General features: G+C 39.1%; 18 protein-coding genes, 1 other RNA gene, 1 pseudogene and 1 other annotated feature. Of the genes and pseudogenes, 3 read left to right on the top strand and 17 right to left on the bottom strand.

Features of this window, described 5'->3' with window-relative positions; translation table 11 throughout:
- Window positions 1–125 precede the first annotated feature (125 nt).
- The 4 genes and pseudogenes from ssrS to GD441_RS17090 all read right to left on the bottom strand — a co-directional run bounded on the left by ssrS (window position 126) and on the right by GD441_RS17090 (window position 3,998).
- Window positions 126–314: non-coding RNA, 6S RNA (ssrS, locus tag GD441_RS02020), on the bottom strand.
- 62 nt (window positions 315–376) lie between these two features.
- A complete protein-coding gene (gene aspS, locus GD441_RS02015; RefSeq protein ID WP_153123158.1) occupies window positions 377–2,152 on the bottom strand; it encodes an aspartate--tRNA ligase in 1,776 nt (591 codons plus the stop codon).
- A 16-nt stretch (window positions 2,153–2,168) separates the two neighbouring features.
- Window positions 2,169–3,437, bottom strand: coding sequence for a histidine--tRNA ligase (hisS, locus tag GD441_RS02010; RefSeq protein ID WP_153123156.1), 1,269 nt, complete (start codon window positions 3,435–3,437; stop codon window positions 2,169–2,171).
- A 65-nt stretch (window positions 3,438–3,502) separates the two neighbouring features.
- Window positions 3,503–3,745 (bottom strand) — a binding site (T-box leader).
- A gap of 69 nt (window positions 3,746–3,814) precedes the next feature.
- Window positions 3,815–3,998 (bottom strand): annotated as a pseudogene (locus tag GD441_RS17090) (hypothetical protein).
- A 149-nt stretch (window positions 3,999–4,147) separates the two neighbouring features.
- Here GD441_RS17090 and GD441_RS02005 point away from each other — a divergent pair.
- A complete protein-coding gene (locus GD441_RS02005; RefSeq protein ID WP_153123154.1) occupies window positions 4,148–5,908 on the top strand; it encodes an N-acetylmuramoyl-L-alanine amidase family protein in 1,761 nt (586 codons plus the stop codon).
- 90 nt (window positions 5,909–5,998) lie between these two features.
- Here the strand turns inward: GD441_RS02005 and dtd are convergent, their stop codons facing one another.
- The 7 genes from dtd to GD441_RS01970 all read right to left on the bottom strand — a co-directional run bounded on the left by dtd (window position 5,999) and on the right by GD441_RS01970 (window position 15,796).
- On the bottom strand, window positions 5,999–6,439 hold the full coding sequence (gene dtd, locus GD441_RS02000; protein WP_153123152.1) for a D-aminoacyl-tRNA deacylase: 441 nt from the start codon (window positions 6,437–6,439) through the stop codon (window positions 5,999–6,001).
- 10 nt (window positions 6,440–6,449) lie between these two features.
- Complete coding sequence (locus GD441_RS01995) at window positions 6,450–8,648, bottom strand: RelA/SpoT family protein (RefSeq protein ID WP_153123150.1); 2,199 nt, start codon at window positions 8,646–8,648, stop codon at window positions 6,450–6,452.
- A 387-nt stretch (window positions 8,649–9,035) separates the two neighbouring features.
- Window positions 9,036–9,548 (bottom strand): adenine phosphoribosyltransferase, encoded by a 513-nt coding sequence (locus tag GD441_RS01990; protein ID WP_153123148.1) that lies wholly within the window; start codon window positions 9,546–9,548, stop codon window positions 9,036–9,038.
- Window positions 9,539–11,908: a single-stranded-DNA-specific exonuclease RecJ gene (gene recJ, locus GD441_RS01985; protein WP_153123146.1), complete on the bottom strand. Its 2,370-nt coding sequence runs from the start codon at window positions 11,906–11,908 to the stop codon at window positions 9,539–9,541. The genes GD441_RS01990 and recJ overlap by 10 nt, the downstream gene beginning before the upstream one ends.
- Window positions 11,909–12,016: 108 nt before the next feature.
- Entirely contained in the window at window positions 12,017–12,907 is an 891-nt protein-coding gene (locus tag GD441_RS01980; RefSeq protein WP_153123144.1) for a cation diffusion facilitator family transporter, read from the bottom strand.
- A gap of 110 nt (window positions 12,908–13,017) precedes the next feature.
- A complete protein-coding gene (secDF, locus tag GD441_RS01975; protein WP_153123142.1) occupies window positions 13,018–15,273 on the bottom strand; it encodes a protein translocase subunit SecDF in 2,256 nt (751 codons plus the stop codon).
- 229 nt (window positions 15,274–15,502) lie between these two features.
- Window positions 15,503–15,796, bottom strand: coding sequence for a post-transcriptional regulator (locus tag GD441_RS01970; RefSeq protein WP_153123140.1), 294 nt, complete (start codon window positions 15,794–15,796; stop codon window positions 15,503–15,505).
- 151 nt (window positions 15,797–15,947) lie between these two features.
- Between GD441_RS01970 and spoVB the strand changes: the two genes are divergently transcribed.
- Window positions 15,948–17,495 carry a stage V sporulation protein B gene (gene spoVB / locus GD441_RS01965; protein WP_153123138.1) on the top strand — a complete coding sequence of 516 codons (1,548 nt, stop codon included), beginning with the start codon at window positions 15,948–15,950 and terminating at the stop codon, window positions 17,493–17,495.
- On the opposite strand, the gene GD441_RS01960 is transcribed toward spoVB, so the two are convergent.
- Window positions 17,492–18,142 (bottom strand): DUF421 domain-containing protein, encoded by a 651-nt coding sequence (locus GD441_RS01960; RefSeq protein ID WP_153123136.1) that lies wholly within the window; start codon window positions 18,140–18,142, stop codon window positions 17,492–17,494. The two genes, spoVB and GD441_RS01960, sit on opposite strands and share 4 nt — an antisense overlap.
- A gap of 203 nt (window positions 18,143–18,345) precedes the next feature.
- Between GD441_RS01960 and GD441_RS01955 the strand changes: the two genes are divergently transcribed.
- Window positions 18,346–18,717 (top strand): TIGR04086 family membrane protein, encoded by a 372-nt coding sequence (locus tag GD441_RS01955; RefSeq protein ID WP_153123133.1) that lies wholly within the window; start codon window positions 18,346–18,348, stop codon window positions 18,715–18,717.
- A 72-nt stretch (window positions 18,718–18,789) separates the two neighbouring features.
- On the opposite strand, the gene yajC is transcribed toward GD441_RS01955, so the two are convergent.
- Genes yajC through ruvB form a run of 5 tightly spaced genes read right to left on the bottom strand, consistent with a single transcriptional unit; the run spans window position 18,790 to window position 22,518 of the window.
- The gene (gene yajC / locus GD441_RS01950) at window positions 18,790–19,065 is read right to left on the bottom strand and encodes a preprotein translocase subunit YajC (RefSeq protein ID WP_153123131.1); all 276 of its coding nucleotides are present in this window, start codon (window positions 19,063–19,065) and stop codon (window positions 18,790–18,792) included.
- Window positions 19,066–19,096: 31 nt separating this feature from the next.
- Window positions 19,097–20,236 carry a tRNA guanosine(34) transglycosylase Tgt gene (gene tgt / locus GD441_RS01945; protein ID WP_153123129.1) on the bottom strand — a complete coding sequence of 380 codons (1,140 nt, stop codon included), beginning with the start codon at window positions 20,234–20,236 and terminating at the stop codon, window positions 19,097–19,099.
- A gap of 33 nt (window positions 20,237–20,269) precedes the next feature.
- Window positions 20,270–21,298, bottom strand: a complete 1,029-nt coding sequence (queA, locus tag GD441_RS01940) for a tRNA preQ1(34) S-adenosylmethionine ribosyltransferase-isomerase QueA (RefSeq protein ID WP_153123127.1) — start codon at window positions 21,296–21,298, stop codon at window positions 20,270–20,272.
- 15 nt (window positions 21,299–21,313) lie between these two features.
- Window positions 21,314–21,520 carry a DUF2905 domain-containing protein gene (locus tag GD441_RS01935; protein WP_153123125.1) on the bottom strand — a complete coding sequence of 69 codons (207 nt, stop codon included), beginning with the start codon at window positions 21,518–21,520 and terminating at the stop codon, window positions 21,314–21,316.
- Entirely contained in the window at window positions 21,517–22,518 is a 1,002-nt protein-coding gene (gene ruvB / locus GD441_RS01930; RefSeq protein WP_153123123.1) for a Holliday junction branch migration DNA helicase RuvB, read from the bottom strand. Before ruvB ends, GD441_RS01935 begins: the two co-directional genes overlap by 4 nt.
- Between the last annotated feature and the right edge of the window lie 5 nt (window positions 22,519–22,523).

The raw sequence follows: 22,523 nt of genomic DNA, 5'->3' as shown, positions 1-22,523 counted from the left end.
TATCTATAAGAATTAAGTAAATTAAATAGCCTCTTTTTATTTTACCCTAATTGAATCGACTCTTTACAAAAATAAAAAAACCTGCGCAGCTATCTGCACAGGATCATTTACTCATATTAGGCGAGAAGAGTCCCAATCGTGCCGTTCTTCCTTCGTTTTGAACCCGCTCTCCGCAGGTGGGTGCCTTGTTCAGTACATTTTGTAAGTCCTCTATTATAGAGAGGCATGTACGCAGCACCGAAACGCGAGGCTCCCGTAACTATAAGTGTTCGGTCAAAACTTATAGGTAAGGTTGTCGTACACATCAGGACTCTTACTTGTTGTTTGTATAATATCACATGTAAAGCTTGATTTTCAAGAAATACAAGCTGGTAAATTACTCACTTTTTTCTAGGACTAATGCGAGATGAAGCTCATCTAACTGGGACTTACTTACTTCTCCAGGAGCACCCGTCAACAAACAGCTTGCACTTGCAGTCTTCGGGAACGCAATGGTATCACGGAGATTTGTCCGACCTGCCAATAACATAACCAGACGGTCCAACCCTAGAGCGATTCCACCATGAGGAGGTGTTCCATATTCAAATGCTTCCAAAAGGAAACCGAACTGAGCTTTTGCTTCTTCCGGCGTGAAGCCCAGCACTTCAAACATCTTCTCTTGAACGTTTCTTTCAAAAATACGAAGAGAACCTCCACCTAGCTCATAGCCATTCAAAACTAAGTCGTATGCGTATGCACGCACGCTGCCTGGATCAGTGTCAAGTTTTTCTAAATCTTCACGAACAGGCATTGTGAATGGATGGTGCGCGGCAAAATATCGGCCCGCTTCCTCATCATACTCTAACAACGGCCAGTCTGTAATCCATAGATAATTAAATTTACTGTAGTCGATTAAATCTAGCTCTTTACCAAGTTTTAAGCGAAGTGCACCTAATGCATCGGCTACAATCTTCTTCTTATCTGCTACAAACAGTAATAAATCTCCTTCTGTAGCTTCCAAGGTTGAGATAAGTTGTTCAGCTATGCTGCCTTCAAAGAATTTAGCAATTGGACCCTTCAAACCATCTGCTTCCACTTTCAGCCAGGCAAGTCCTTTTGCTCCATACACAGCAGCAAATTCTCCTAATGCGTCAATATCTTTTCGGGAATATTTATTGGCTGCACCCTTAACATTAATCGCCTTGACTTCTCCCCCATCGGCAACTGCACCAGAGAATACTTTAAAGCTTGAATCCTTCACAATTTCAGAAACGTTCACAAGCTCTAAACCAAAGCGTGTATCAGGCTTATCAGAACCAAAACGGCTCATGGCCTCATCGTAAGTCATTCGCGGAAACGGCAAAGTAACCTCGATATTCTTCACTTCCTTCATGACCTTCGCCATCATTTTTTCTGTCATGGACATAATCTCTTCTTGGTCCATGAAGCTTGTCTCAATATCGATTTGCGTAAATTCAGGCTGTCTGTCAGCTCGCAAGTCTTCATCTCGGAAGCAACGAGCAATTTGATAATAACGCTCAAATCCTGATACCATTAACAGCTGCTTAAAAATTTGCGGAGATTGCGGCAGTGCGAAAAATTCACCTTCATGTACACGGCTAGGTACTAGATAATCTCTAGCTCCTTCTGGCGTACTTTTCGTTAAGATTGGGGTTTCAATGTCCAAAAAGCCTTCACTGTCTAAATAATCGCGAATCGCTTTTGTAATTTGATGACGCATTTTAAACGTTTCAAACATTACCGGGCGTCGCAAATCTAAATAACGATACTTCAAACGTACATCTTCAGATACTTCTGTTTTGTTATCAATTGTAAACGGAGGTGTCTTCGCTTCATTGATGATGTTGACTTCATGAGCTTGAATTTCAATTTTACCTGTTTTCAGGTTGTTATTTACTGTACCCTCTTCACGGGCTACTACGATCCCTTTCACATCAAGCACATATTCACTGCGAATTTTCTCTGCAAGCTCCAGTGCCTCTTTTGAAACGTCAGGATTAAATACGACCTGGACAATACCTGTTCTATCGCGAAGGTCAATAAAAATTAAACCGCCTAAATCTCTTCGCTTTTGAACCCATCCTTTAAGAGTGACACTTTCTCCTATTGCCTGCTCTGTTACTTCTCCACAAAAATACGTTCTGCCATACATCCCTTTTTCCTCCCTATCACTGCATTTTTCTAAAGTGTTCGATGAAGTTTTGAAGGTCGACTTCTACTTGATCACCAGTTTTCATGTTTTTCACATTAATTTTATTTTTACTTAATTCATCATCGCCTAATATCGCTACAAACCGAGCTTGTAAACGATCAGCTGCTTTAAATTGTGCCTTTGCTTTTCTGTCGTTATAATCCTTTTCTGCAGAGAAACCTGCTTTTCGTAAATCATGCAATAGCTTCACTGAGTAATCTTTTGCCGCATCTCCTAAGCTGACAACATAGCAGTCAATACCTTCATCAAATCCTAAGTCTACTTTTTCAGCTGCTAATGCTGCGATCAAACGTTCAACACTTAGGGCAAACCCGATACCTGGAGTTTCCGGTCCGCCGATCTCTTCGACAAGGCCATTGTAGCGCCCTCCGCCACATAAAGTTGTTATAGCGCCAAATCCTTCTGCACTGCTCATGATTTCAAATGCGGTATGATTATAATAGTCCAATCCGCGGACTAACGTTGGATCAACCGTAAATTCAATATCCAATGCCTTTAAGTACTTTTGAACCATTTCAAAATATTTACGAGAATCATCATTTAAATAGTCAATAATGGATGGTGCTGTTTTCATTAGCTCGTGATCACGGTCTTTCTTACAGTCAAGAATGCGTAATGGATTTTTTTCCAACCGGCTTTGACAGTCTTCGCAAAATTCCCCGATCCGTGGCTTGAAGTGGTTAACAAGAGCTTCACGGTGATTCGTACGGCTCTCTTTATCACCTAAGCTATTGATGACAAGCTTTAAGCTTTTTAACCCCATACCCTTATAAAAATCCATTGCAAGCGCTAATACTTCTGCATCAATGGCTGGATCTGCGCTTCCTAAAGCCTCAACGCCAAACTGGACAAACTGACGGAAACGGCCTGCTTGAGGACGCTCGTATCGAAACATTGGTCCAAAATAGAAGAGCTTGACAGGCTGGTTAGCCCATCCAAACATTTTATTTTCGACATACGATCTTACAACAGCAGCTGTCCCTTCAGGACGTAGGGTAATGTCTCTTCCACCACGATCGGTAAAGGAGTACATTTCCTTTTGAACAATGTCCGTTGTGTCGCCGACACCTCTTAAAAACAATTCGGTATGCTCAAAAATCGGTGTCCGAATTTCTTTATATTGATATCTTTTGCACAATTCGCGAGCTTGCATTTCGATATATTGCCAAAGCTCAGACTGTCCAGGAAGAATATCCTGCGTTCCTCTTGGAATTTGAATAACCATGCTAAAGTCCTCCTTCGTACTTCTTTATCAAAAATAAAAAACTCCCATCTCTTGTAATCAACATTACAAGGGACGAGAGTATGTTTTTCCCGTGGTGCCACCCTAATTGAAGCACAATCGTCTGTACTTCCACTTTTAACAGTTAACGCCTGTATACGTTCATCTCCTACTAAAAGACATCCTTTTTTCAGAGAGAAGCCTACGGAGTGTTCGTTCGTTAAGTCATCAAGCAGGAAAGCTTTCAGCCCGGGGCTTTCCCTCTCTTTTCCTTGTGTTTCTTAACTACTTATCTCCCTCATCGGTTTATACGTTTATGTATTTTCATTTTATTAATAATAATGGGCTGAAAGTGTATTGTCAAGGCACTCACAAAAAACTCAAGCTCTTTCTAATTTCTTTTTTAATTTTTTAACATCACGCAGGTTTAGGCCAAATTCTGAAGCTAACTCGATCATATTTGAACTTTGTTCCTTTTGAATAAAATCATGAAAATCCACTCCAAAAAAAAAAAAGCTGATTTTCGCCGTTATGACTCAAATTTCCCTTATCGCTGAATCTCATCTCAATTGCCCCCTAGTATTTTTTGCTCTTTTAATAGGGTTTCCTTTTTTTATAAAATAATTTCGTAAAACGGACAGGGAATTTTTTTTATAGAGAGAATTTATATAAAACTCACGCTTACACCCTCCTAAGAAAGGCAGGTAGTTGTTTTGAAGTTTGTATGGAAGATCATTCTAGTATTGCTTCTCGGAATTGCTCCCACCTCTCTTGTCTCCATTCACTCTCAGGCTAAAACCTACGAAGTGATGATTCATAAAAAAGTAGTAAACATACGCCAAGGACCCGGACTTAGCTATTCGATTCTAAAACAAGCCAAACAGGGCGAGATCTATGAGGTTTTAGGTAAAGAAGGTGAATGGCTAAAAATTAAAATAGATGGTCAAGAAGGCTGGATCGCTGAATGGCTTGTGGATGAAAAAAGCAATCCAAAAATGGAAGAGTCTTCATATGGCAAGGTGACTGTCAGATCTTTACGGGTGAGATCAGGACCTGGTATCCATTTCCAAACGATTGACTCACTCGCTAAAGATGAGAAAGTAAAAATACTGGAAATAAACGGAAACTGGTTACATATTACCTCTGGTATGATTGAGGGATGGGTATCAGCCGAGTTTGTAGCGCTTTCTAAACCTGAAACAAACTCTATTTCTAAATCAGAACAGACATTGCACGATGGACGAGTTATTGTAGAATCCTTAAACGTGAGAAACGAACCTTCCTTAGAAGCAGAGATTATCGGAAAACTAAAAAAAGACGAAGTCATTTCCATTGTATCTGAAGATGGAGATTGGCTGCAGTTCGATTACAAAGGGACGAAAGGTTTTATACATAGAAATTTTATAGAATTACTTAAATCCGAACATAAAAGAAAGCATATAAGCCCTGACTTAGAAAATAAAGAATCCCAAAAAGGAAATGCTGTCACACTTCAAGTCACTAGCTTAAATGTAAGAAATGAGCCTTCTTTTAGCGGAAAAATCATAGGCAAAGTTAAAAAAGGAGACTCTTTTATCATTCTGAACGAAAAAAATAACTGGGTTCAGTTTTCATACACATCCAAACAAAAAGGATGGATTCCTTCTTGGTATGTCAGTCAAAATGAAGAAAGTAAACAAAAATATTCGCATAGTAAATTAACGAATGCTGCTTCGATCATTCTTTATGATGGAACGGTTCTTAGAGCCAAGCCAGATGCTTATTCACCAATCGTAAAGAGAACCAATGAAGGGGATCAATACAAGATTACTGCCATTCAAGGAGATTGGTATGAACTAGAGATAGACAAAGGAAAACGAGCCTATGTTGCAGGATGGTTGGTTGGAACACATGGAGATGTACCTCAAATTGAAAATAGAGGTATAGAAAAATATTTTTCCGGAAAAACCATTGTCATTGATCCTGGCCACGGTGGACGTGACCAAGGAGCTACGGGGACTAAAGGTTCGCTTGAAAAGACTTTAACATTACGAACCGCAAAGCTGCTAAATGATAAAATTAGAACAGCAGGCGGAAAAACAATTATGACAAGAACCGGTGATACTTATGTTAATCTGCTTACAAGGGTGGCCTTATCAAATGCACGAAATGCCGATGCTTTTATCAGTATCCATTACGATTCGACGATTGATCCCGATGTGAATGGTATAACAACTTATTATTACCACAATTATCAGAAGCCCCTTGCTTCTTCGATCCATTCATTCTTGATCGAAGAAACTAGTTTGTACGATCGAGGAACTCGTATAGGTGATTATCGTGTAATCCGCGAAAACCGCTCTCCTTCGGTTTTGCTCGAGCTCGGCTATATGAGCAATCCGAATGAAGAAATGACAATTGTAAGCGAGTCTTATCAAGAAACAGTAACTGAAGCGATATTTAAAGGACTAACTGAATATTTTAGTAAAAATTAATCTATACAAAAAAGCTCGCAGACGATCGTCTCAAGGCTGCGAGCTTTTTGAAGGTTAGGTGAATCTTAATTATCGGCGATAACAACTTCCTTATTTGCTTTCCACTATTAACGTTACAGGGCCATCATTGATTAGTGAAACATCCATCATGGCACCAAATATGCCAGTTTCTACTGAAATGCCTTTTTTTCTGAGCTCCTCATTAAAGAACTCGTAAAGCTTCTCAGCTTGTTCAGGCTTTGCCGCTTCCATAAAATTCGGTCTTCTCCCCTTGCGGCAATCTCCATATAGCGTAAATTGGGAAACAGATAGAATTTGTCCTCCCGTGTCAAGCAGGGAATGGTTCATCTTTCCGTTTTCATCCTCGAAAATCCTCAAATTTACAACCTTATCAGCTAGATACACGGCATCTTCTTCTCCATCTTCATGGGTAACTCCCACAAGGAGCACAAGACCACTTTCAATCTCGCCGACAATTTCTCCATTCACTGTTACTTTTGCGTTTTTGGAACGCTGTAAAACAATACGCATTTTAGACCCCTCAGTTCATAATTCTTCGTACTGAATAAATATCTGATATTTGTTTAATCCGATCTACTACTTTTTGCAAATGGTTTAAATTATGGATCGCAATGGACATATTAATAGTGGCTACTTTATTCCGGTCAGATTTTCCTGAAACAGCAGAAATGTTTGTTTTTGTCTCGTTTACTGCCTGTAGGACCTCATTTAATAAGCCCCTTCTGTCAAAACCGCTAATTTCAATATCGACATTGTATTCTTTTCGATCATTCAACCTGCTTTCCCATTCAACTGGAATGAGCCTTGCTTCTGCATCATCCCCCACAATATTAGGACAATCTTTTCTGTGGACGGATACACCGCGCCCTTTCGTAATATAACCGACGATATCATCACCAGGAACAGGGTTACAGCAGCGCGATAATCGAATAAGGAGGTTATCGATTCCTTGAACTCGAACGCCTGAATCCCGTTTTTTGACGGAAGGAAACGACTTTAATTCTGATACTGCTGCTTGAATGCTCGCTTCTTGCTGTTCCTGCTCTTTTTTCTTACGCCATTTTTCAGTCAATCGATTAGCGATTTGAAGAGCTGTGATTCCGTTATAGCCAACAGCAGCAAACATGTCTTCTTCATTCGAAAAATTGAATTTTTCAGCTACTCTCTTAAGATTTTCAGCAGTTAAAACCTCTTTTACATCAAAATCCATATTCTTTATTTCTTTCTCAACAAGCTCTCGTCCCTTTTCTACATTTTCATCACGACGCTGCTTTTTGAAAAATTGGCGGATTTTGTTTTTTGCCTGTGAGGTTTGCGCAAGCTTCAACCAGTCCTGACTAGGACCATAGGAATGCTTGGAGGTCAGGATTTCAATAATGTCTCCTGTTTTCAGCTTATAATCAAGCGGAACCATTTTTCCGTTTACTTTAGCTCCAATCGTTTTATTACCGATTTCAGAATGAATCCTATATGCAAAGTCAATTGGGACTGATCCAGCAGGGAGTTCGATGACATCGCCCTTTGGTGTAAAAATAAAGACCATATCAGAGAAAAGATCTATTTTCAGTGATTCCATGAATTCTTCTGCGTTTGTTGCATCATCCTGGAATTCAAGTATTTCTCTAAACCACGTAAGCTTTTCTTCAAGTGAAGAGGCATCTGACGCATCTTTTCCTTCTTTATAGGCCCAATGGGCAGCAATCCCGTATTCCGCTATCCTATGCATTTCAAATGTTCGTATTTGTACTTCAAGCGGGTCTCCCTTTGGACCAATTACCGTCGTATGGAGAGACTGATACATGTTCGGTTTTGGCATGGCGATATAGTCTTTAAACCTGCCAGGCATTGGCTTCCAGCATGTATGGATAATTCCTAGCACCGCATAGCAATCTTTTATGCTGTTCACCTGAATTCTTACAGCAAGTAAATCATAAATTTCGCTGAATTGTTTATTTTGTAGGACCATCTTTCGGTAAATACTATAAATATGCTTTGGTCTACCTGATATTTCTGCTTTAATATTAACCTCTTTCAAACGTTCCCGAACTTCCTCAATGACTTCATTTAAGTATTGCTCTCGTTCTGCACGTTTCTTTTTCATGAGGTTCACAATACGGTAATATTGTTGTGGATTTAAATAGCGGAGCGCTGTATCCTCAAGCTCCCATTTAATTGTAGAAATCCCAAGTCTGTGTGCAAGCGGAGCAAAGATTTCCAATGTCTCGTTCGATATTCTTCTTTGTTTTTCAAGCGGCAAATGCTTAAGCGTACGCATATTATGCAGTCTGTCTGCGAGCTTGATTAAGATGACACGGATATCCTGTGCCATAGCCACGAACATTTTTCGGTGGTTTTCCGCCTGCTGCTCTTCTTGTGATTTATATTTAATTTTCCCAAGCTTCGTAACCCCATCAACCAGCATCGCAATTTCTTCATTGAATGCTTCTTCTATTTCTTTTAATGTGACGTTCGTATCTTCGACCACATCATGAAGAAAGCCGGCAGCAACCGTTGAAGCATCAAGCTCCAGGTCGGCTAATATGCCCGCTACTTGAATAGGATGAATGATATAAGGTTCCCCAGATTTCCGAAATTGCTCTTTATGAGCCTCCTCGGCAAACAAAAAAGCTTTCTGTACGAGTGCAACATCTTCTTCTTCAAGATAACCTTTTACTTTTTCGATGACCTGCTCAGCACTTAATATTTGTTCGTTAGCCATGAAACCACCTTTAACGTGTTTACAAGAATTTTGTATATAGAAAACGATTCAAACAGGGGATTCCCCTTCTGCTTTCAACCGGTAGTATTTTACTTATCGGCTATTTTCGGATAGAATGTTGTTCTTTACGAAAACAGCCATCAAATTAAACTTATAAATAAATAATATTGTAACTATTATTAATAAAATTAACCATAATGTAAAGAGTTTCAGATTGGTTTTCTATTGTAAATTTGCTTCCTATCCATATTATAGGTGAAAAAGTCATGTATGTTAGTAACTTCCAGAACATAAAGCACATGGGAGATTTTAAGATAAGAAAAATGCCGGGTAGCATAGACAAAAAAATTCTTTTGTCTAAGTAACCCAGGCATTTCATTCAATGAATTAATAAGTCATCAATGTTAAAATGTCATAGCCTTCCAGCTTAGATCTTCCTTCTAAATAAGAAAGCTCAATTAAAAAGGCAATGCCCGCTACAATTCCGCCAAGCTCTTCAACAAGCTTGATTGTAGCCTCAATCGTTCCGCCAGTTGCCAAAAGATCATCCGTAATAAGAACACGCTGACCCGGTTTGATTGCATCTTTATGAATGGTCAAAACGTCTTTACCGTATTCTAAGCCGTATTCTACTTTGATGGTTTCACGCGGAAGTTTTCCTTCTTTTCTAACTGGCGCAAAGCCTACTCCAAGAGAGTATGCCACCGGACAACCGATAATAAATCCACGCGCTTCAGGTCCTACAACGATATCAATCTTTTTTTCTTTTGCATATTTTACAATTTGATCGGTTGCATAGCGATATGCTTCACCGTTATCCATCAAAGTTGTGATATCCTTAAATTTAATACCCGGCTTTGGCCAGTCAGGAACAATTGTTACGTATTGTTTTAAATCCATTGCTTTATTTCCTCCTCAAACTGAGCACTTTCTGACAAAATCGTCTGAATACGTTTATAAAGTTCTCCATATGAAGAATAAAGAAGCTCGTTCTCAAGTTGGAACTGCTCTTTCTTTTTCCTGTAGGATGGAGATTCATCAAAATCTCTTTTTGAAGCTTTTTCGTTTATAGAAATAACACCATTCTCTATTGTAACAAAATTTAATTCAAAAAACACCTGTACAAGAAAATTAATACTATCACGTGACCAGCCTTTATATTTTACAATATCATCGCCATGCTTGTTTAAATCAAGCTTGCCTTTTTTCTTAATGAATCCATATAACCATTTAAAATGCTCCCGTGTTGGCATCGTACTGAAAAAGGTTTGATTTTCTTGATAAAAATGTGAATAAATCCGACTTGGTTTTTTATTTTTTAACAGGGCATTCAGGATCGTAAAAGACGATGGAAGATCTACTAGCACCACGTTTGAATTCTGTAAGTCAGCGTTCTGAGCATCCTCGATTGAACGGATGATTACTATTTCATTTTTATATTCTTTAAGGCCGAGCTTTTCAACATTTTTGTCTTGAAACACAATGAGCTTGAGGCTTTCTTTCGGCAATTGCTTCAAAGTAGAGGTAAGCTTTCTTGTTCCACGGATGTCGAACAATTGCCAATGGCTTACTGAAATGTCCTGCAAGAATATTTGTGGCTTACGCATATTATTCCATTCATTAATGGCAAGCTCGCCAATAACTGAGATCGTAGCAAGCGGAGATATATGGTCAGCAAGCTCTCCTAAACCAAATCCAACTCCATCAAGTGTATACCCCTTATCTTCAAGCATCAGTTTCATATGATTTTGGTCCGCCCCTATTTTTCGGATGGAGTGGATTTTTACATCCTGAATCATAATTTTTGGTTTAGGATTCCCTATACCAAAAGGCGATAATCGTTCCATTTCTTCAATGCTTTGAAGTGTGACGTCTTCTAATGGAGTGACTAGGTCAAGCTTTGAAATAGGAACAAAATCCTCTTCGGTTAGGCATTTTTTTGCTAAATCATTTAAGCGACTTCTCAACTCATCCACATCTTCAAGCTTCAGCGTCATACCTGCAGCCATTGGATGCCCACCGAAATGTGGAAGAAGTTCTTTACATAAAGATAAATTTTTATAAAGATCAAAGCCTTCAATGCTTCTTGCCGAGCCTTTCGCAACGCCTTTTTCTTGATCAAAACTAAGCACGATTGCCGGACGATAAAATTTTTCCACAAGTTTTGAAGCTACAATCCCTATTACTCCAGAGTTCCAGCCTTCCTTGCCTACGACAATAACACTGTTTTCTTCAATTGGATATTTATCCTCTACTTCCTTGATGGCTTCTTCGGCAATTTCGCTGACTAAGATTTGCCTTTCTTTGTTCATGGCATCTATTTCAGCAGCAATCTCCTTGGCTGTTTCAAAGTCTTCCGTCAAAAGCAATTCAACTGCGGGGGAAGCATCTCCAAGACGCCCAGCAGCGTTAATACGAGGACCAATTCCAAACCCAATTGAATCCTCATTTAAAGAAGTAATATCCAAACCAGCTACTTTAAAGAGAGAAAGCAATCCTGGTCTTGAGGTGGATCTCATTTTTTGGATACCTCTCGCCGCTATTAGCCTGTTTTCTCCATGAAGGGGAACTAAATCAGCAATTGTTCCGATTGCTGCAATCTCCAGCAAATCTTCCGGAACTTCTCCCAGTAGAGCATGAGCAAGCTTAAAAGCAACACCAACCCCAGCAAGATCTCTAAAAGGGTACGTACTATCTTCTAACTTAGGATGTATGATTGCATATGCATTGGGGAGTTGAGGTCCTGGTTCGTGGTGATCTGTAATGATGTAGTCCATCCCAAGCTCCATCGCTACTTCCGCTTCATGAAGGGCTGATATCCCTGTATCAACGGAAATAATAAGAGATGCCCCTGTTTCTTTTAAATGACGGAAAGCCTGTTCATTCGGTCCATACCCTTCTGTAAAGCGATTTGGAATGTAATAAAAGCAATCTGCTGAGAGTTTTTTCAATGTTTCCATCAAGACGGTAGTACTGCTAACCCCGTCTGCATCGTAATCCCCATAAATCGCAATTTTTTCATGATCATCAATCGCTTGATGAATCCGTTTCACTGCTTTTTCCATATCCTTCATAAGAAAAGGGTCATAGAAATCGTTCTCTTCTATAAATAAAAAGGACCGTGCTGATTCTACAGTATAGATGCCACGGTTCACTAATAGCTTCGCTACCAAAGGTGTGATATTTAATTGCTTACTTAGCTCAATGGCCAGTTCTTCAGCCGGCTGTTCCACACGCCAGCGAGTTCTTGATTTTAACATACATTCACCCCTCAACCTTCCCTATTATACAAGAGGAGATGAGGGGTTTCAATTTAATTATTTACGAAATCAATGGGTTGAACTATAGGATTAAAATAATGATTAGCACTACTGATAATAAGGATTAATATGTACAAACACATCTTGTACATTTTTCATTGTCATTAATTTTTCTTTTACTTTTTTTCCTACCCTATGCCCTTCTTCCACAGTCAAATAAGGATCAACTGAAATTTTTATATCAATAATGACATAATGACCGTGTTCACGTGCATAAAAAGAGGAGATTTTTTTCACTTCTGGAATCGTCAGCACTATTTCTTTATATTCGCCTGTATCTTCTTCATGAAGCACATGATCAAGCGAATTGTGAATCGATTCCTTGCCTAGATCATACGCCATTTTCAATACTAGGATTGACACAAATAAACCAGCAAGCGGATCCCCGTATTCGAGCCAATCAATTCTTAATTTATCACCAAGAACTGCCATACCAACTCCGACAAGAGCAGCAATGGATGAATATACGTCCGAACGGTGCTCGTAGGCATTTACAATCAGTGCATCACTTTTCAGCTTCTTTCCTAAATGATACTTATACCTGAACATTGCCTCTTTTACCACGATTGATACAATGATGGCATAAATGGCAATTGTCTTTGGGGCTTCGATCGGTTGAAAAAAAGCTTCAATAGAGGATTTTCCAATTTCAATACCAACTAGAAATAATAATACCGCAACAATAATTGCTGCAATCGATTCAGCTTTTCCGTGACCGTATGGATGATCCTCATCTGGCGGCTGCTTTACTGCTTTCAAACCGATAAATACTGCAAAGGATCCAGCAACATCGGATGCAGAATGGACAGCGTCTGCCACAAGTGCTTTACTATTAGCCTGTACACCAATGACCCATTTAACTATGGCCAGAACGATATTCCCAACAATTCCGACCATCGCTGCAAACTCTGCTTGTTTAAAACGGTCTTTCTTTTTCAATGTCAACTTCCTTCCAAACAGCATTACAAAAATCTTTATTTTTAGTTTCCCCAAAACAATACAAAAACCTGCAGGAACTTTTTCAGTTCGTGCAGGTTTTAATTACTCATTTATACTTGAGCTTCGTCATTGGTCTTTTTCTTTTCTACATACGTTTTTAATGTACCTTTTTGTTTTAGCTCTTTTGCTTTTAAATCAAGCCATAGCTGTGAAGCTATAAAAATGGAAGAATACGCACCGCATGTTAAGCCGATTAGTAACGCGATCGAGAAGTTACGGATCGATTCACTTCCAAATAACAGAAGGGCAATAACTGTAATAACAACAGTTAAAACCGTATTAACGGAGCGGGTAAACGTTTGTCGGATACTGATATTCACAATGTCTTCAAGTTCAGATACTTCTTTAATTCGTCTCTTTAATCGCATGTTTTCACGGATACGGTCAAATGTAACAATCGTGTCATTAATAGAATATCCGACAATTGTCAGAACAGCCGCGATGAATGTCAAGTCCACTTCTAATCTAAGCAGGCTAAAGAGTGTGATGATAAAGAAAACATCATGCAACAAGGCGATAACAGCAGGAAGTGCCATTCGCCACTCAAAGCGGATTGTCACGTATAAAATAATACCTACTGATGCAATTACTACAGAAATTAAAGCATTTTTGGCAAGTTCCTTCCCGACTGTAGGAGAGACAGTACTTACGTTTGGTTCTTGTCCAAACTCTTTTTTCATCTCTTTCTTCAGATCAGTAATCTCGTTTTTGTCAAGAACCCCTTTTAAACGAGCAACTGCGATTTCATTTTTTGTACCAGACAATACAATATCGTCTGTTTCAATTTTTAGCTCTTTTAGCTCCGCTTTCACTTGTTCAATCGTCAAAGGCTTGTCAGAAGAAATTTCAATTCTTGTACCACTGCTGAAATCAATACCTAGGTTCAGTTTGAATAGGATCAAGAATAGAATTCCTAAAATCGTTACAGCAATTGAGAAGTAGTAAAAGATTTTTCTCTTCTTCACGAAATCGAATTTGTCGAAACGGGTCGGCACGTCCATCGTACTTTGCGTTTCAGCCAAATCATGAATATCAGATTTTTTGACACCGAACCAACCCGTTTTTTTGTTAAGGAATCCACTTTTCACCCAAAGTCCTAAGAATATGCGGGTACCATAAACAGCTGTCAAAAAGCTCATTAAAATACTAATAATGAGCATTGTAGCAAAACCCTTTACTGAGCTTGTCCCGTAATAGAACAATACACCAGCTGCAAGAATCGTAGTCAAGTTGGCATCAAGGATCGTCGATAGTGAGTGCTTATTTCCTGCTTCATAAGCCGATTTAATCGAACGGCCAATTTTGATTTCATCCTTTATTCTTTCATATGTGATGATATTGGCGTCAACAGCCATACCTACTCCAAGAATCAAGGCAGCAACACCCGGAAGCGTCAACACACCATTCATCCAGTCAAATACAAGAAGAATCAAATAGATGTAAATCGATAAAGTAATGGTTGCAATAAAACCTGGAAAACGATAATAAGCAATCATGAATAAATAAATGATCGCTATACCAATGATACCTGCGATAATGGTTTTTTCTAACGCCTGTTCACCGAATTTGGCTCCAACACTTGTTGAATAGATTTCCTTTAATTCAACAGGAAGCGCCCCTGCATTCAATAGGTTTGCTAGCTCTTTTGCTTCCTCAATCTCAAAGTTTCCTGTAATTAAGACCTTATTTTGGTTAAATACTTCTCGAACAGAAGGTGCAGAAATCATATTATCCTGTGTTTCAGGCTTTTTGATCGAATCTTTTCCTTCTTCAAAATCGAGCCAAATCGCTAAAACATTTGTTGGTTCCGGCATAGAGGAAATTTTCTGGGTAATTTCCTTGAATTTATTGGCATCCTTAAGTGTAACTTCTACAACTGGCTTATTTTCAAGGAAGGTCTGAGAAGCTCCGCCTTCTTTTAAATCTGCACCAGTCATCATTTCTTTATCATTGTAATCACGGAAAGACAGCTTCGCCTGAGTAGAAAGAATTCTTCTTGCTTCAGACTGGTCGTCAACCCCTGCAAGCTGAACACGAATTCGGTCTTTCCCTTCAATTTGGATATTTGGTTCGCTGACACCGAGCACGTTAATGCGTCGATCTAAAGCACTGACCGTACTTTTTAACGTCTCAGCATCTACTTGTTTACCATCTTCAGTTCGTACTTCGTATAATACCTCAAAGCCTCCCTGAAGGTCCAAGCCTAGCTTAATTCTTTCTAAAATACCTGATGTTGTCGTACCCATCATAGCAAAAATGGCAGCAACCAGCATGATGAAAACGACGATTCTTGATCTTTTAACCATTATGTATATGCCTCCTTAAACTTTAGGCCTTATCTCACAATATGAAACGGGGCAAGAATGATAGTAAAAACAAACCAAAAAACGGTGAAATATCCCGAATAAAATTGAACAAGAAAAAACCCGGCAATTCCTTATTTCAAATAAAATTTTTTCCTTCTTAGATCATCCTTCCAAGCACCATCATTATTATGATTCAATTTGCAAGTACTGTCAATTTCACTTTATAGGATCATAAATCTTTTAATAATTCCCTAACATCTTCAACGCTATTAGAAGATTGTTTAAATGCCTCAATCGTCGCATAATGCATATACTCACTCACATTTAAAGACAATATATCATTTACGATGAGGTGCAAAGGTGCATCTTCTTTCGGTTTTCTCCATTTCTTCTTCACAAGATACTCCCAAATTTGATCTATGGAAACCTCACCATAGCCAAGAAGCAAAAATTCTTCTTGCTTACTTTTTAATGCTGGAGTAACTACCAATCTTACTCGATCATATGGATGACCTTTCTTCATCAAATCACGCCTCTCTCGCAGCTTTGTCAATATCCTATTATGCAACCGAGACCGATCTTAAGAGGTAAATACCTTGTCATGCTTTGTCCACATGCATGCATATAGTTAATTGTATAAGAATTGATTCTTTTTGAGAAGGCGGGTTTTTTGAATGTCAAAGTTTATTCAAGGGGCATTAATATTACTTGTGGCCGGATTAATCACAAGGGTGCTTGGCTTTATTAATAGAATCGTAGTAGCAAGGATCATTGGGGAGGAAGGCGTAGGCCTATACATGATGGCACTTCCGACATTATTCCTAGTCATTACCATCACACAATTTGGGCTCCCTGTGGCGATTTCAAAGTTTGTCGCAGAGGCCAGTGCAATAGGTGATCAAAAAAAAATTAAAAAAATTCTTGTTGTATCTTTAAGTGTTACACTTGGATTGTCTATGATATTCACACCTGCTTTACTGCTATTAGCTCCTCTTCTTTCCCAAACCATTTTTACGGACGAGCGTACGATTTGGCCATTGATTGCGATCGCACCCATTATACCCATCATAGCAGTATCCTCAGTTCTAAGAGGTTATTTTCAAGGCAAACAAAACATGAAGCCTGCTGCATATTCACAAATTCTTGAGCAGGTTGTCCGCATTACGCTCATTGCTGTCATGACCAAAATGTTTTTGCCTTATGGAATAGAATATGCTGCTGCAGGCGCCATGTTTTCTTCTGTGATCGGAGAACTCGTTTCATTACTTTACTTGATGACGATGTTTAAAATAAAAAAACATTTCAAACTCCGCAGAAAGTTTTTTCAATCTGTTAAAAGCGGTAAAAACACCTTCAAGGAACTTATGAGCATTGCAGTCCCAACAACTGGAAGCAGAATGATTGGATCTTTTGCTTGGTTCCTTGAACCTATTGTAGTAGCACAAAGTCTTGCCATTGCAGGGATTACTGCTAGCGTAGCCACAAAGCAGTACGGTGAATTGACTGGCTATGCATTACCCTTACTGATGCTACCATCTTTTATTACTTATTCATTATCTACTTCCCTAGTACCAGCCATAAGCGAAGCTAATGCAGCCGGTAATCATAAACTGGTGCAATATAGGTTACTTCAGACTCTTCGTATTACATTTATTTCAGGCTGTCTATCGGTTATTGCTCTTTATATTTTTGCCGAACCACTTATGATCGCCATGTACGGTTCATCCAGTTCCGCAGTATTTCTTAAATTCATGGCTCCATTTTTTATTTTCTTTTATTACCAGATGCCTTTACAGTCTGTCTTACAAGCTTTAAATTTAGCGAAGGCTGCTATGATTAATAGCTTACTTGGATCTGCTGCTAAAATTGCCGTTATCTTTCTCTTGGCTTCAAGAGAGGAGTTCGGAATTATGGGAGCTGCACTTGGAATAGCAGTTGGTTTTGTTTTAGTTACGCTGCTTCATTTTTTTACAATTGCAAAGAAAATTTCCATTACTATTGAAGCAAGACAGTATTTTATCACCCTTTTAGCGGCATTGTTTGCAGGCTGGATCAGCCATCTATCGTATCAATATTGGCTTAAAGCTTTACCATCTATCATGAATTTAATTGGATCATTGAGCGTATTAACCATTCTTTTCTTGTTCGTATTAATCCTAGCAAACGTTATAAAAAAAGAAGAACTAAGAAGGTTACCCATTTTTAAAAATTGGGTACGTTAATCTTTTACATCAACAAAAAAATACCCATTCTCGTAACTGCAATAAGATATTTTTTTAATGTCGGGATACCCCCGTTTTTTCAATTGCTGTCTTAACCAAAGATTTGTTCTATTCATTTCAGCTAAGTGATCTTCTTGAATGATTCCATCCAGCACCAGTGGCAATGCCAGGATCGATTGATTATGACGCATATTATTTTCTTTTTTTATGACTGACAACTTACCGGATGGCTCCAAGATAGCAAATTCAACATCTGCTACATTTTTGATTTCCTTTTCTCTCAGTTGTAACAATAGGTCGTTGAAGTTGTATCGCTGTTTTCTCATTGCAGCTTCATCAATTTTTCCTTTGTTAATAACGACTGTAGGCTTTCCATCAACGATTTCCCTAAATTTCTGGCTTTTAAGAGAGATGATCGCCATTAAAATTTGTATAACCATTAATAAGACCATTGGCAGAATCGTATCCCATAATGAACTTTCTGTATCTTCAATTGCAACAACAGCCATTTCGGCAATCATAATAAAAACAACAAGATCCAGAATACTTAATTCACCGATTTCTCTTTTTCCCATGAGACGGAAAATAAGTAGGATCAGTACATACATAATAACGGTACGGATGCAAATTAGCAGAATATTTTCCATCCTAGTCACTCCTTTACCTTTAACAAGACATTCAATATTAATGTATCTAGATCGAACAAAATTATGGTGCCCTTTTCTTTCCAAACGAAATTATCTAAACCCATATTCTTTTGATTCTAAATATTAGGTCGTTTGAATATGCTTGTACTAGCAAATGTAACTATGATCCAAGGAAGGGGAGAAAGAAAATCGAAACAAAAAAAATGGGTACCGCCATTTTATATGGTGTGAGCAGCATATTTATTTTAGCCATTGTATCAAGCTTGATTTTTTCCATACTTTTAAGATTTTCATCTTTGAATGAGTCTTCTCTCAAATATGTAGTAATGGCAATTTCCTTCTTGTCTATTTTCATCGGTGGGTTTATTTCAGGCGGAAAAGGAAAGAAACAGGGATGGCTGCTCGGTGGAGGGACAGGTTTATTGTATACAGCCATTGTTTTCTTATTTCAGTATCTTGGACATGACCATTTATTTTCATTAAAGGATTGGATTTATTATGCCTGCTTTATCCTAACGAGTATGATGGGTGGCATTCTCGGGGTGAATCTAAGCGGAGGAAATAAGGCATCTTGATGGAGGAAGTTTTCTATACTAGCGTAAAAAATCGAAAAAATCCTTGCCTACTTTGGCAAGGATTTTTTTGATTTATACACCTGTACTCTTTTCTACAACCTCTCGCACTGCTGCACGATCGTATGTAAGACGGCTGCCATCTCCACATTTTATAATAATCTTGTTTTCATCAAGAGAATCTACAATTCCGTGAAGGCCTCCAATTGTAATAATTTTATCCCCTTTTTTCAATTCGTTCTGCATCGTTTGAATAGCCTTTTGGCGTTTTTGCTGAGGACGAATTAATAGGAAATAAAATAGGACAAACATTAACAAAAGAGGACCAATTGTACCTAACATATCTGCCATGTTGCTTCACTCCTTTCACCTTTTATATCTTTTAGAAATTTTTCGCATCCGGCTTGTTAAAACCGTATTGCTCAAAAAATTCCTCACGGAAATCACCAAGTCGATCTTCTCGGATCGCTTGTCTGACTTGCTCCATTAATTTTAACAGAAAATATAGATTATGATAAGTCGTAAGTCGAATTCCGAATGTTTCGTCACAACGAATCAAGTGGCGGATGTAAGCTCTGGAATAGTTTTTGCACACATGGCAGTCACAATTTTCATCCAATGGACCAAAATCTCGAGCATATTTCGCATTTTTTACAACCAGTCTTCCCGTGCTCGTCATCAGTGTACCGTTGCGGGCAATACGCGTCGGAAGCACACAGTCAAACATGTCCACTCCTCGGATCGCACCATCAATTAATGAATCTGGTGAACCTACTCCCATTAAGTAACGAGGTTTATTTTGTGGGAGTAAAGGAGTCGTAAATTCAAGCACCCTATTCATGACATCCTTTGGTTCACCAACTGACAGCCCTCCGATTGCATAGCCCGGGAAATCTAATGAAACTAAATCAGCTGCACTTTGCTTTCTTAGCTCTTCATATTCTCCACCTTGAACAATTCCAAACAACCCTTGATCCTGTGGTCGCTTATGCGCTTTCAAGCAGCGTTCTGCCCAACGGGATGTGCGCTCCACCGATTTTTTCATATAGTCGAAGGTGGCAGGATAAGGAGGACATTCGTCAAATGCCATCATAATATCAGAGCCTAGCGCATTTTGGATTTCAGTTGCTTTTTCCGGTGATAAAAACAGCTTGTCGCCGTTTAAATGATTGCGGAAATGTACACCTTCTTCTTCAATTTGGCGGAATTCACTGAGACTAAATACTTGGAAGCCGCCAGAATCAGTCAAAATAGCGCGGTCCCAATTCATAAACTTGTGTAGCCCGCCAGCTTCTTTTATAATTTCGTGGCCAGGTCGAAGCCATAAATGATAGGTATTACTTAAAATGATCCCGGCTCCAAGTTCCTTTAATTCTTCCGGTGACATGGTCTTAACCGTTGCTAATGTTCCAACGGGCATAAAAACAGGCGTCTCAAAAGAACCGTGCGGAGTGTGCACTCGTCCTAATCTTGCACCGGTTTGTTTACATGTTTTTATTAATTCATAACGAATCGCAGTCAAATTGCTTTCTCCTTTCGAACATACAGCATCCAATTAAATAATAAGCATCGCATCGCCAAAGCTAAAGAAACGATATTTTTGATTGACGGCTTCTTCATACGCTTTTAATACATTTTCTCTTCCAGCTAACGCACTGATGAGCATGATTAATGTAGATTTCGGTAAATGGAAATTGGTGATCATACCGTCTATAGCTTTAAATTCGTAGCCTGGATATATGAAAATATCTGTCCAGCCGCTCTCTTCCTGAAAACGTCCATCATATTTCTGGGCAATCGTTTCCAAAGTCCGCGTCGAAGTAGTGCCAACAGTAATGATTCTTCCTCCGCGTTCCCTTACTTCATTCAACAGTCTCGCGGTTCCTTCTGTCATTTGATAAAACTCGGCATGCATTTCATGCTCATTGATATCTTCCACACTAACAGGCCGAAATGTTCCAAGCCCAACGTGAAGAGTGATAAAAGCAAGTGAAACACCCATTTCCTTGATTTCTTCAAGAAGTGCTTCTGTAAAATGCAGTCCGGCAGTCGGAGCTGCAGCTGAACCACGTTCACGGGCATATACCGTTTGGTAGCGGTCTTTTTCCTCAAGCTGCTCTTTGATGTATGGAGGAAGAGGCATATGTCCCAGTTCATCCAATACCTCGTAAAAAATTCCTTCATATTCAAATTCCATAATCCGGCCGCCATGGTCCATTTCTTTTTTGCAGGTCGCCTTAAGCTTGCCATTTCCAAACTCTAAGACCGTTCCAATTTTCACACGCTTAGCAGGCTTAACTAGCGCTTCCCAAATGTCTCCCTTTTCCTGCTTTAATAACAAGAGCTCTACTTTGGCACCTGTATCTTGCTTTACGCCAAACAAGCGAGCTGGAAGCACCTTCGTATCGTTAAGCACCAAGCAATCACCTGGTTTTAAATATTGTTTTATATTTTTAAAAATATCGTGCTTCGTCTCTCCGGTTTCTTTATTTAAAACCATGAGGCGGCTTTCTTCCCTTTTTTCCAAAGGGGTCTGAGCAATCAGCTCCTCTGGTAAGAAGAAATCGAATAAATCCACCTTCATTCTATTCACATCCTGTTATTTAAATCTACTGATTACATACATAATGAAAGAAAGGACTATACTTAATAAAATTGAAGTCATCACTGGAAAATAGAAGGTTGTATTTCCTTTCTTGATGAGTATATCTCCTGGTAGTTTCCCGATTTTGATAAACTGCATCAGAAATCCGATCAGAAAAATAATCCCACCAATGGTCATAAGCAGTTTAGACATCCCTGTCATTTTACCGGAACCTCCATTCCAAAATGCTTATACACTTCATGTGTGACCATCCTGCCACGGGGAGTTCGCTGCAAAAATCCGATCTGCAGTAAATAGGGCTCGTATACATCTTCAATCGTATGCGCTTCTTCACCTATTGTTGCTGCTATTGTATCAATCCCCACCGGACCCCCCCGGAATTTTTCAATGATCCCTTTTAATAGTTTATGATCTATATGATCAAGTCCAAGCCTGTCTACCTGCATGAGCTCCAGCGCATATTGCGCTAATTCGAATGTAATGACCCCAGTACCTCTTACTTGAGCAAAATCTCGTACCCTTCTGAGAAGCCGATTGGCTATACGTGGAGTTCCTCTCGAACGTTTTGCTAGTTCAGTAGCTGCTTCATCATGAAGTTCAGTTTCCAATATATCTGCTGTCCGCATGACAATGCTCTTTAATTGCTCCTCATTATAATATTCTAACCGGCATAATACACCGAATCGGTCCCTTAAAGGTGCAGTCAAAGAGCCTGCACGTGTTGTGGCTCCCACTAAAGTAAAAGGAGGCAAGTCCAATCGTACTGAGCGGGCGGAAGGACCTTTTCCAATCACGATATCCAAACAGAAATCTTCCATCGCCGGATAGAGTACTTCTTCCACTGTACGAGGAATACGGTGAATTTCATCAATAAATAATACGTCACCTGGCTGCAAGGTACTTAAAATGGCTGCCAAGTCTCCCGGACGTTCAATGGCTGGTCCACTTGTAGTCCTTAAATTGACGCCCATTTCATTGGCAATGATCGCTGCTAAAGTCGTTTTTCCAAGCCCTGGTGGTCCATATAAAAGAACATGATCAAGTGTTTCTTGTCTCATTTTTGCTGCTTCAATAAAGACTTGTAAATTGGCTTTTACTTTATCTTGACCAATATATTGAAATAAATTTTGGGGTCTCAATGACTGCTCAAAGGACCATTCACCTGAGTCGGCTTCGCCATTCACAATACGATCTTCCATCAAAT

The organism is Peribacillus tepidiphilus (assembly GCF_009466385.1).
GTDB lineage: Bacteria > Bacillota > Bacilli > Bacillales > DSM-1321 > Bacillus_BN > Bacillus_BN tepidiphilus.
Note: the sequence above shows the minus strand (reverse complement) of the source record. Positions and strands in the feature narration are given on the sequence as shown.

Excerpts from the sequence above, each read along its gene's own strand:
- spoVB (WP_153123138.1), top strand. The coding sequence starts at position 15,948 with ATGTCAAAGTTTATTCAAGGGGCATTAATATTACTTGTGGCCGGATTA.
- secDF (WP_153123142.1), bottom strand. The coding sequence starts at position 15,273 with ATGGTTAAAAGATCAAGAATCGTCGTTTTCATCATGCTGGTTGCTGCC.
- GD441_RS01960 (WP_153123136.1), bottom strand. The coding sequence starts at position 18,142 with ATGGAAAATATTCTGCTAATTTGCATCCGTACCGTTATTATGTATGTA.
- ruvB (WP_153123123.1), bottom strand. The coding sequence starts at position 22,518 with ATGGAAGATCGTATTGTGAATGGCGAAGCCGACTCAGGTGAATGGTCC.
- aspS (WP_153123158.1), bottom strand. The coding sequence starts at position 2,152 with ATGTATGGCAGAACGTATTTTTGTGGAGAAGTAACAGAGCAGGCAATA.
- yajC (WP_153123131.1), bottom strand. The coding sequence starts at position 19,065 with ATGGCAGATATGTTAGGTACAATTGGTCCTCTTTTGTTAATGTTTGTC.
- GD441_RS01955 (WP_153123133.1), top strand. The coding sequence starts at position 18,346 with ATGGGTACCGCCATTTTATATGGTGTGAGCAGCATATTTATTTTAGCC.
- GD441_RS01995 (WP_153123150.1), bottom strand. The coding sequence starts at position 8,648 with ATGGCTAACGAACAAATATTAAGTGCTGAGCAGGTCATCGAAAAAGTA.
- hisS (WP_153123156.1), bottom strand. The coding sequence starts at position 3,437 with ATGGTTATTCAAATTCCAAGAGGAACGCAGGATATTCTTCCTGGACAG.
- queA (WP_153123127.1), bottom strand. The coding sequence starts at position 21,298 with ATGAAGGTGGATTTATTCGATTTCTTCTTACCAGAGGAGCTGATTGCT.
- dtd (WP_153123152.1), bottom strand. The coding sequence starts at position 6,439 with ATGCGTATTGTTTTACAGCGTTCCAAAAACGCAAAAGTAACAGTGAAT.
- GD441_RS01935 (WP_153123125.1), bottom strand. The coding sequence starts at position 21,520 with ATGACAGGGATGTCTAAACTGCTTATGACCATTGGTGGGATTATTTTT.
- GD441_RS01970 (WP_153123140.1), bottom strand. The coding sequence starts at position 15,796 with ATGAAGAAAGGTCATCCATATGATCGAGTAAGATTGGTAGTTACTCCA.
- recJ (WP_153123146.1), bottom strand. The coding sequence starts at position 11,908 with ATGTTAAAATCAAGAACTCGCTGGCGTGTGGAACAGCCGGCTGAAGAA.
- GD441_RS01990 (WP_153123148.1), bottom strand. The coding sequence starts at position 9,548 with ATGGATTTAAAACAATACGTAACAATTGTTCCTGACTGGCCAAAGCCG.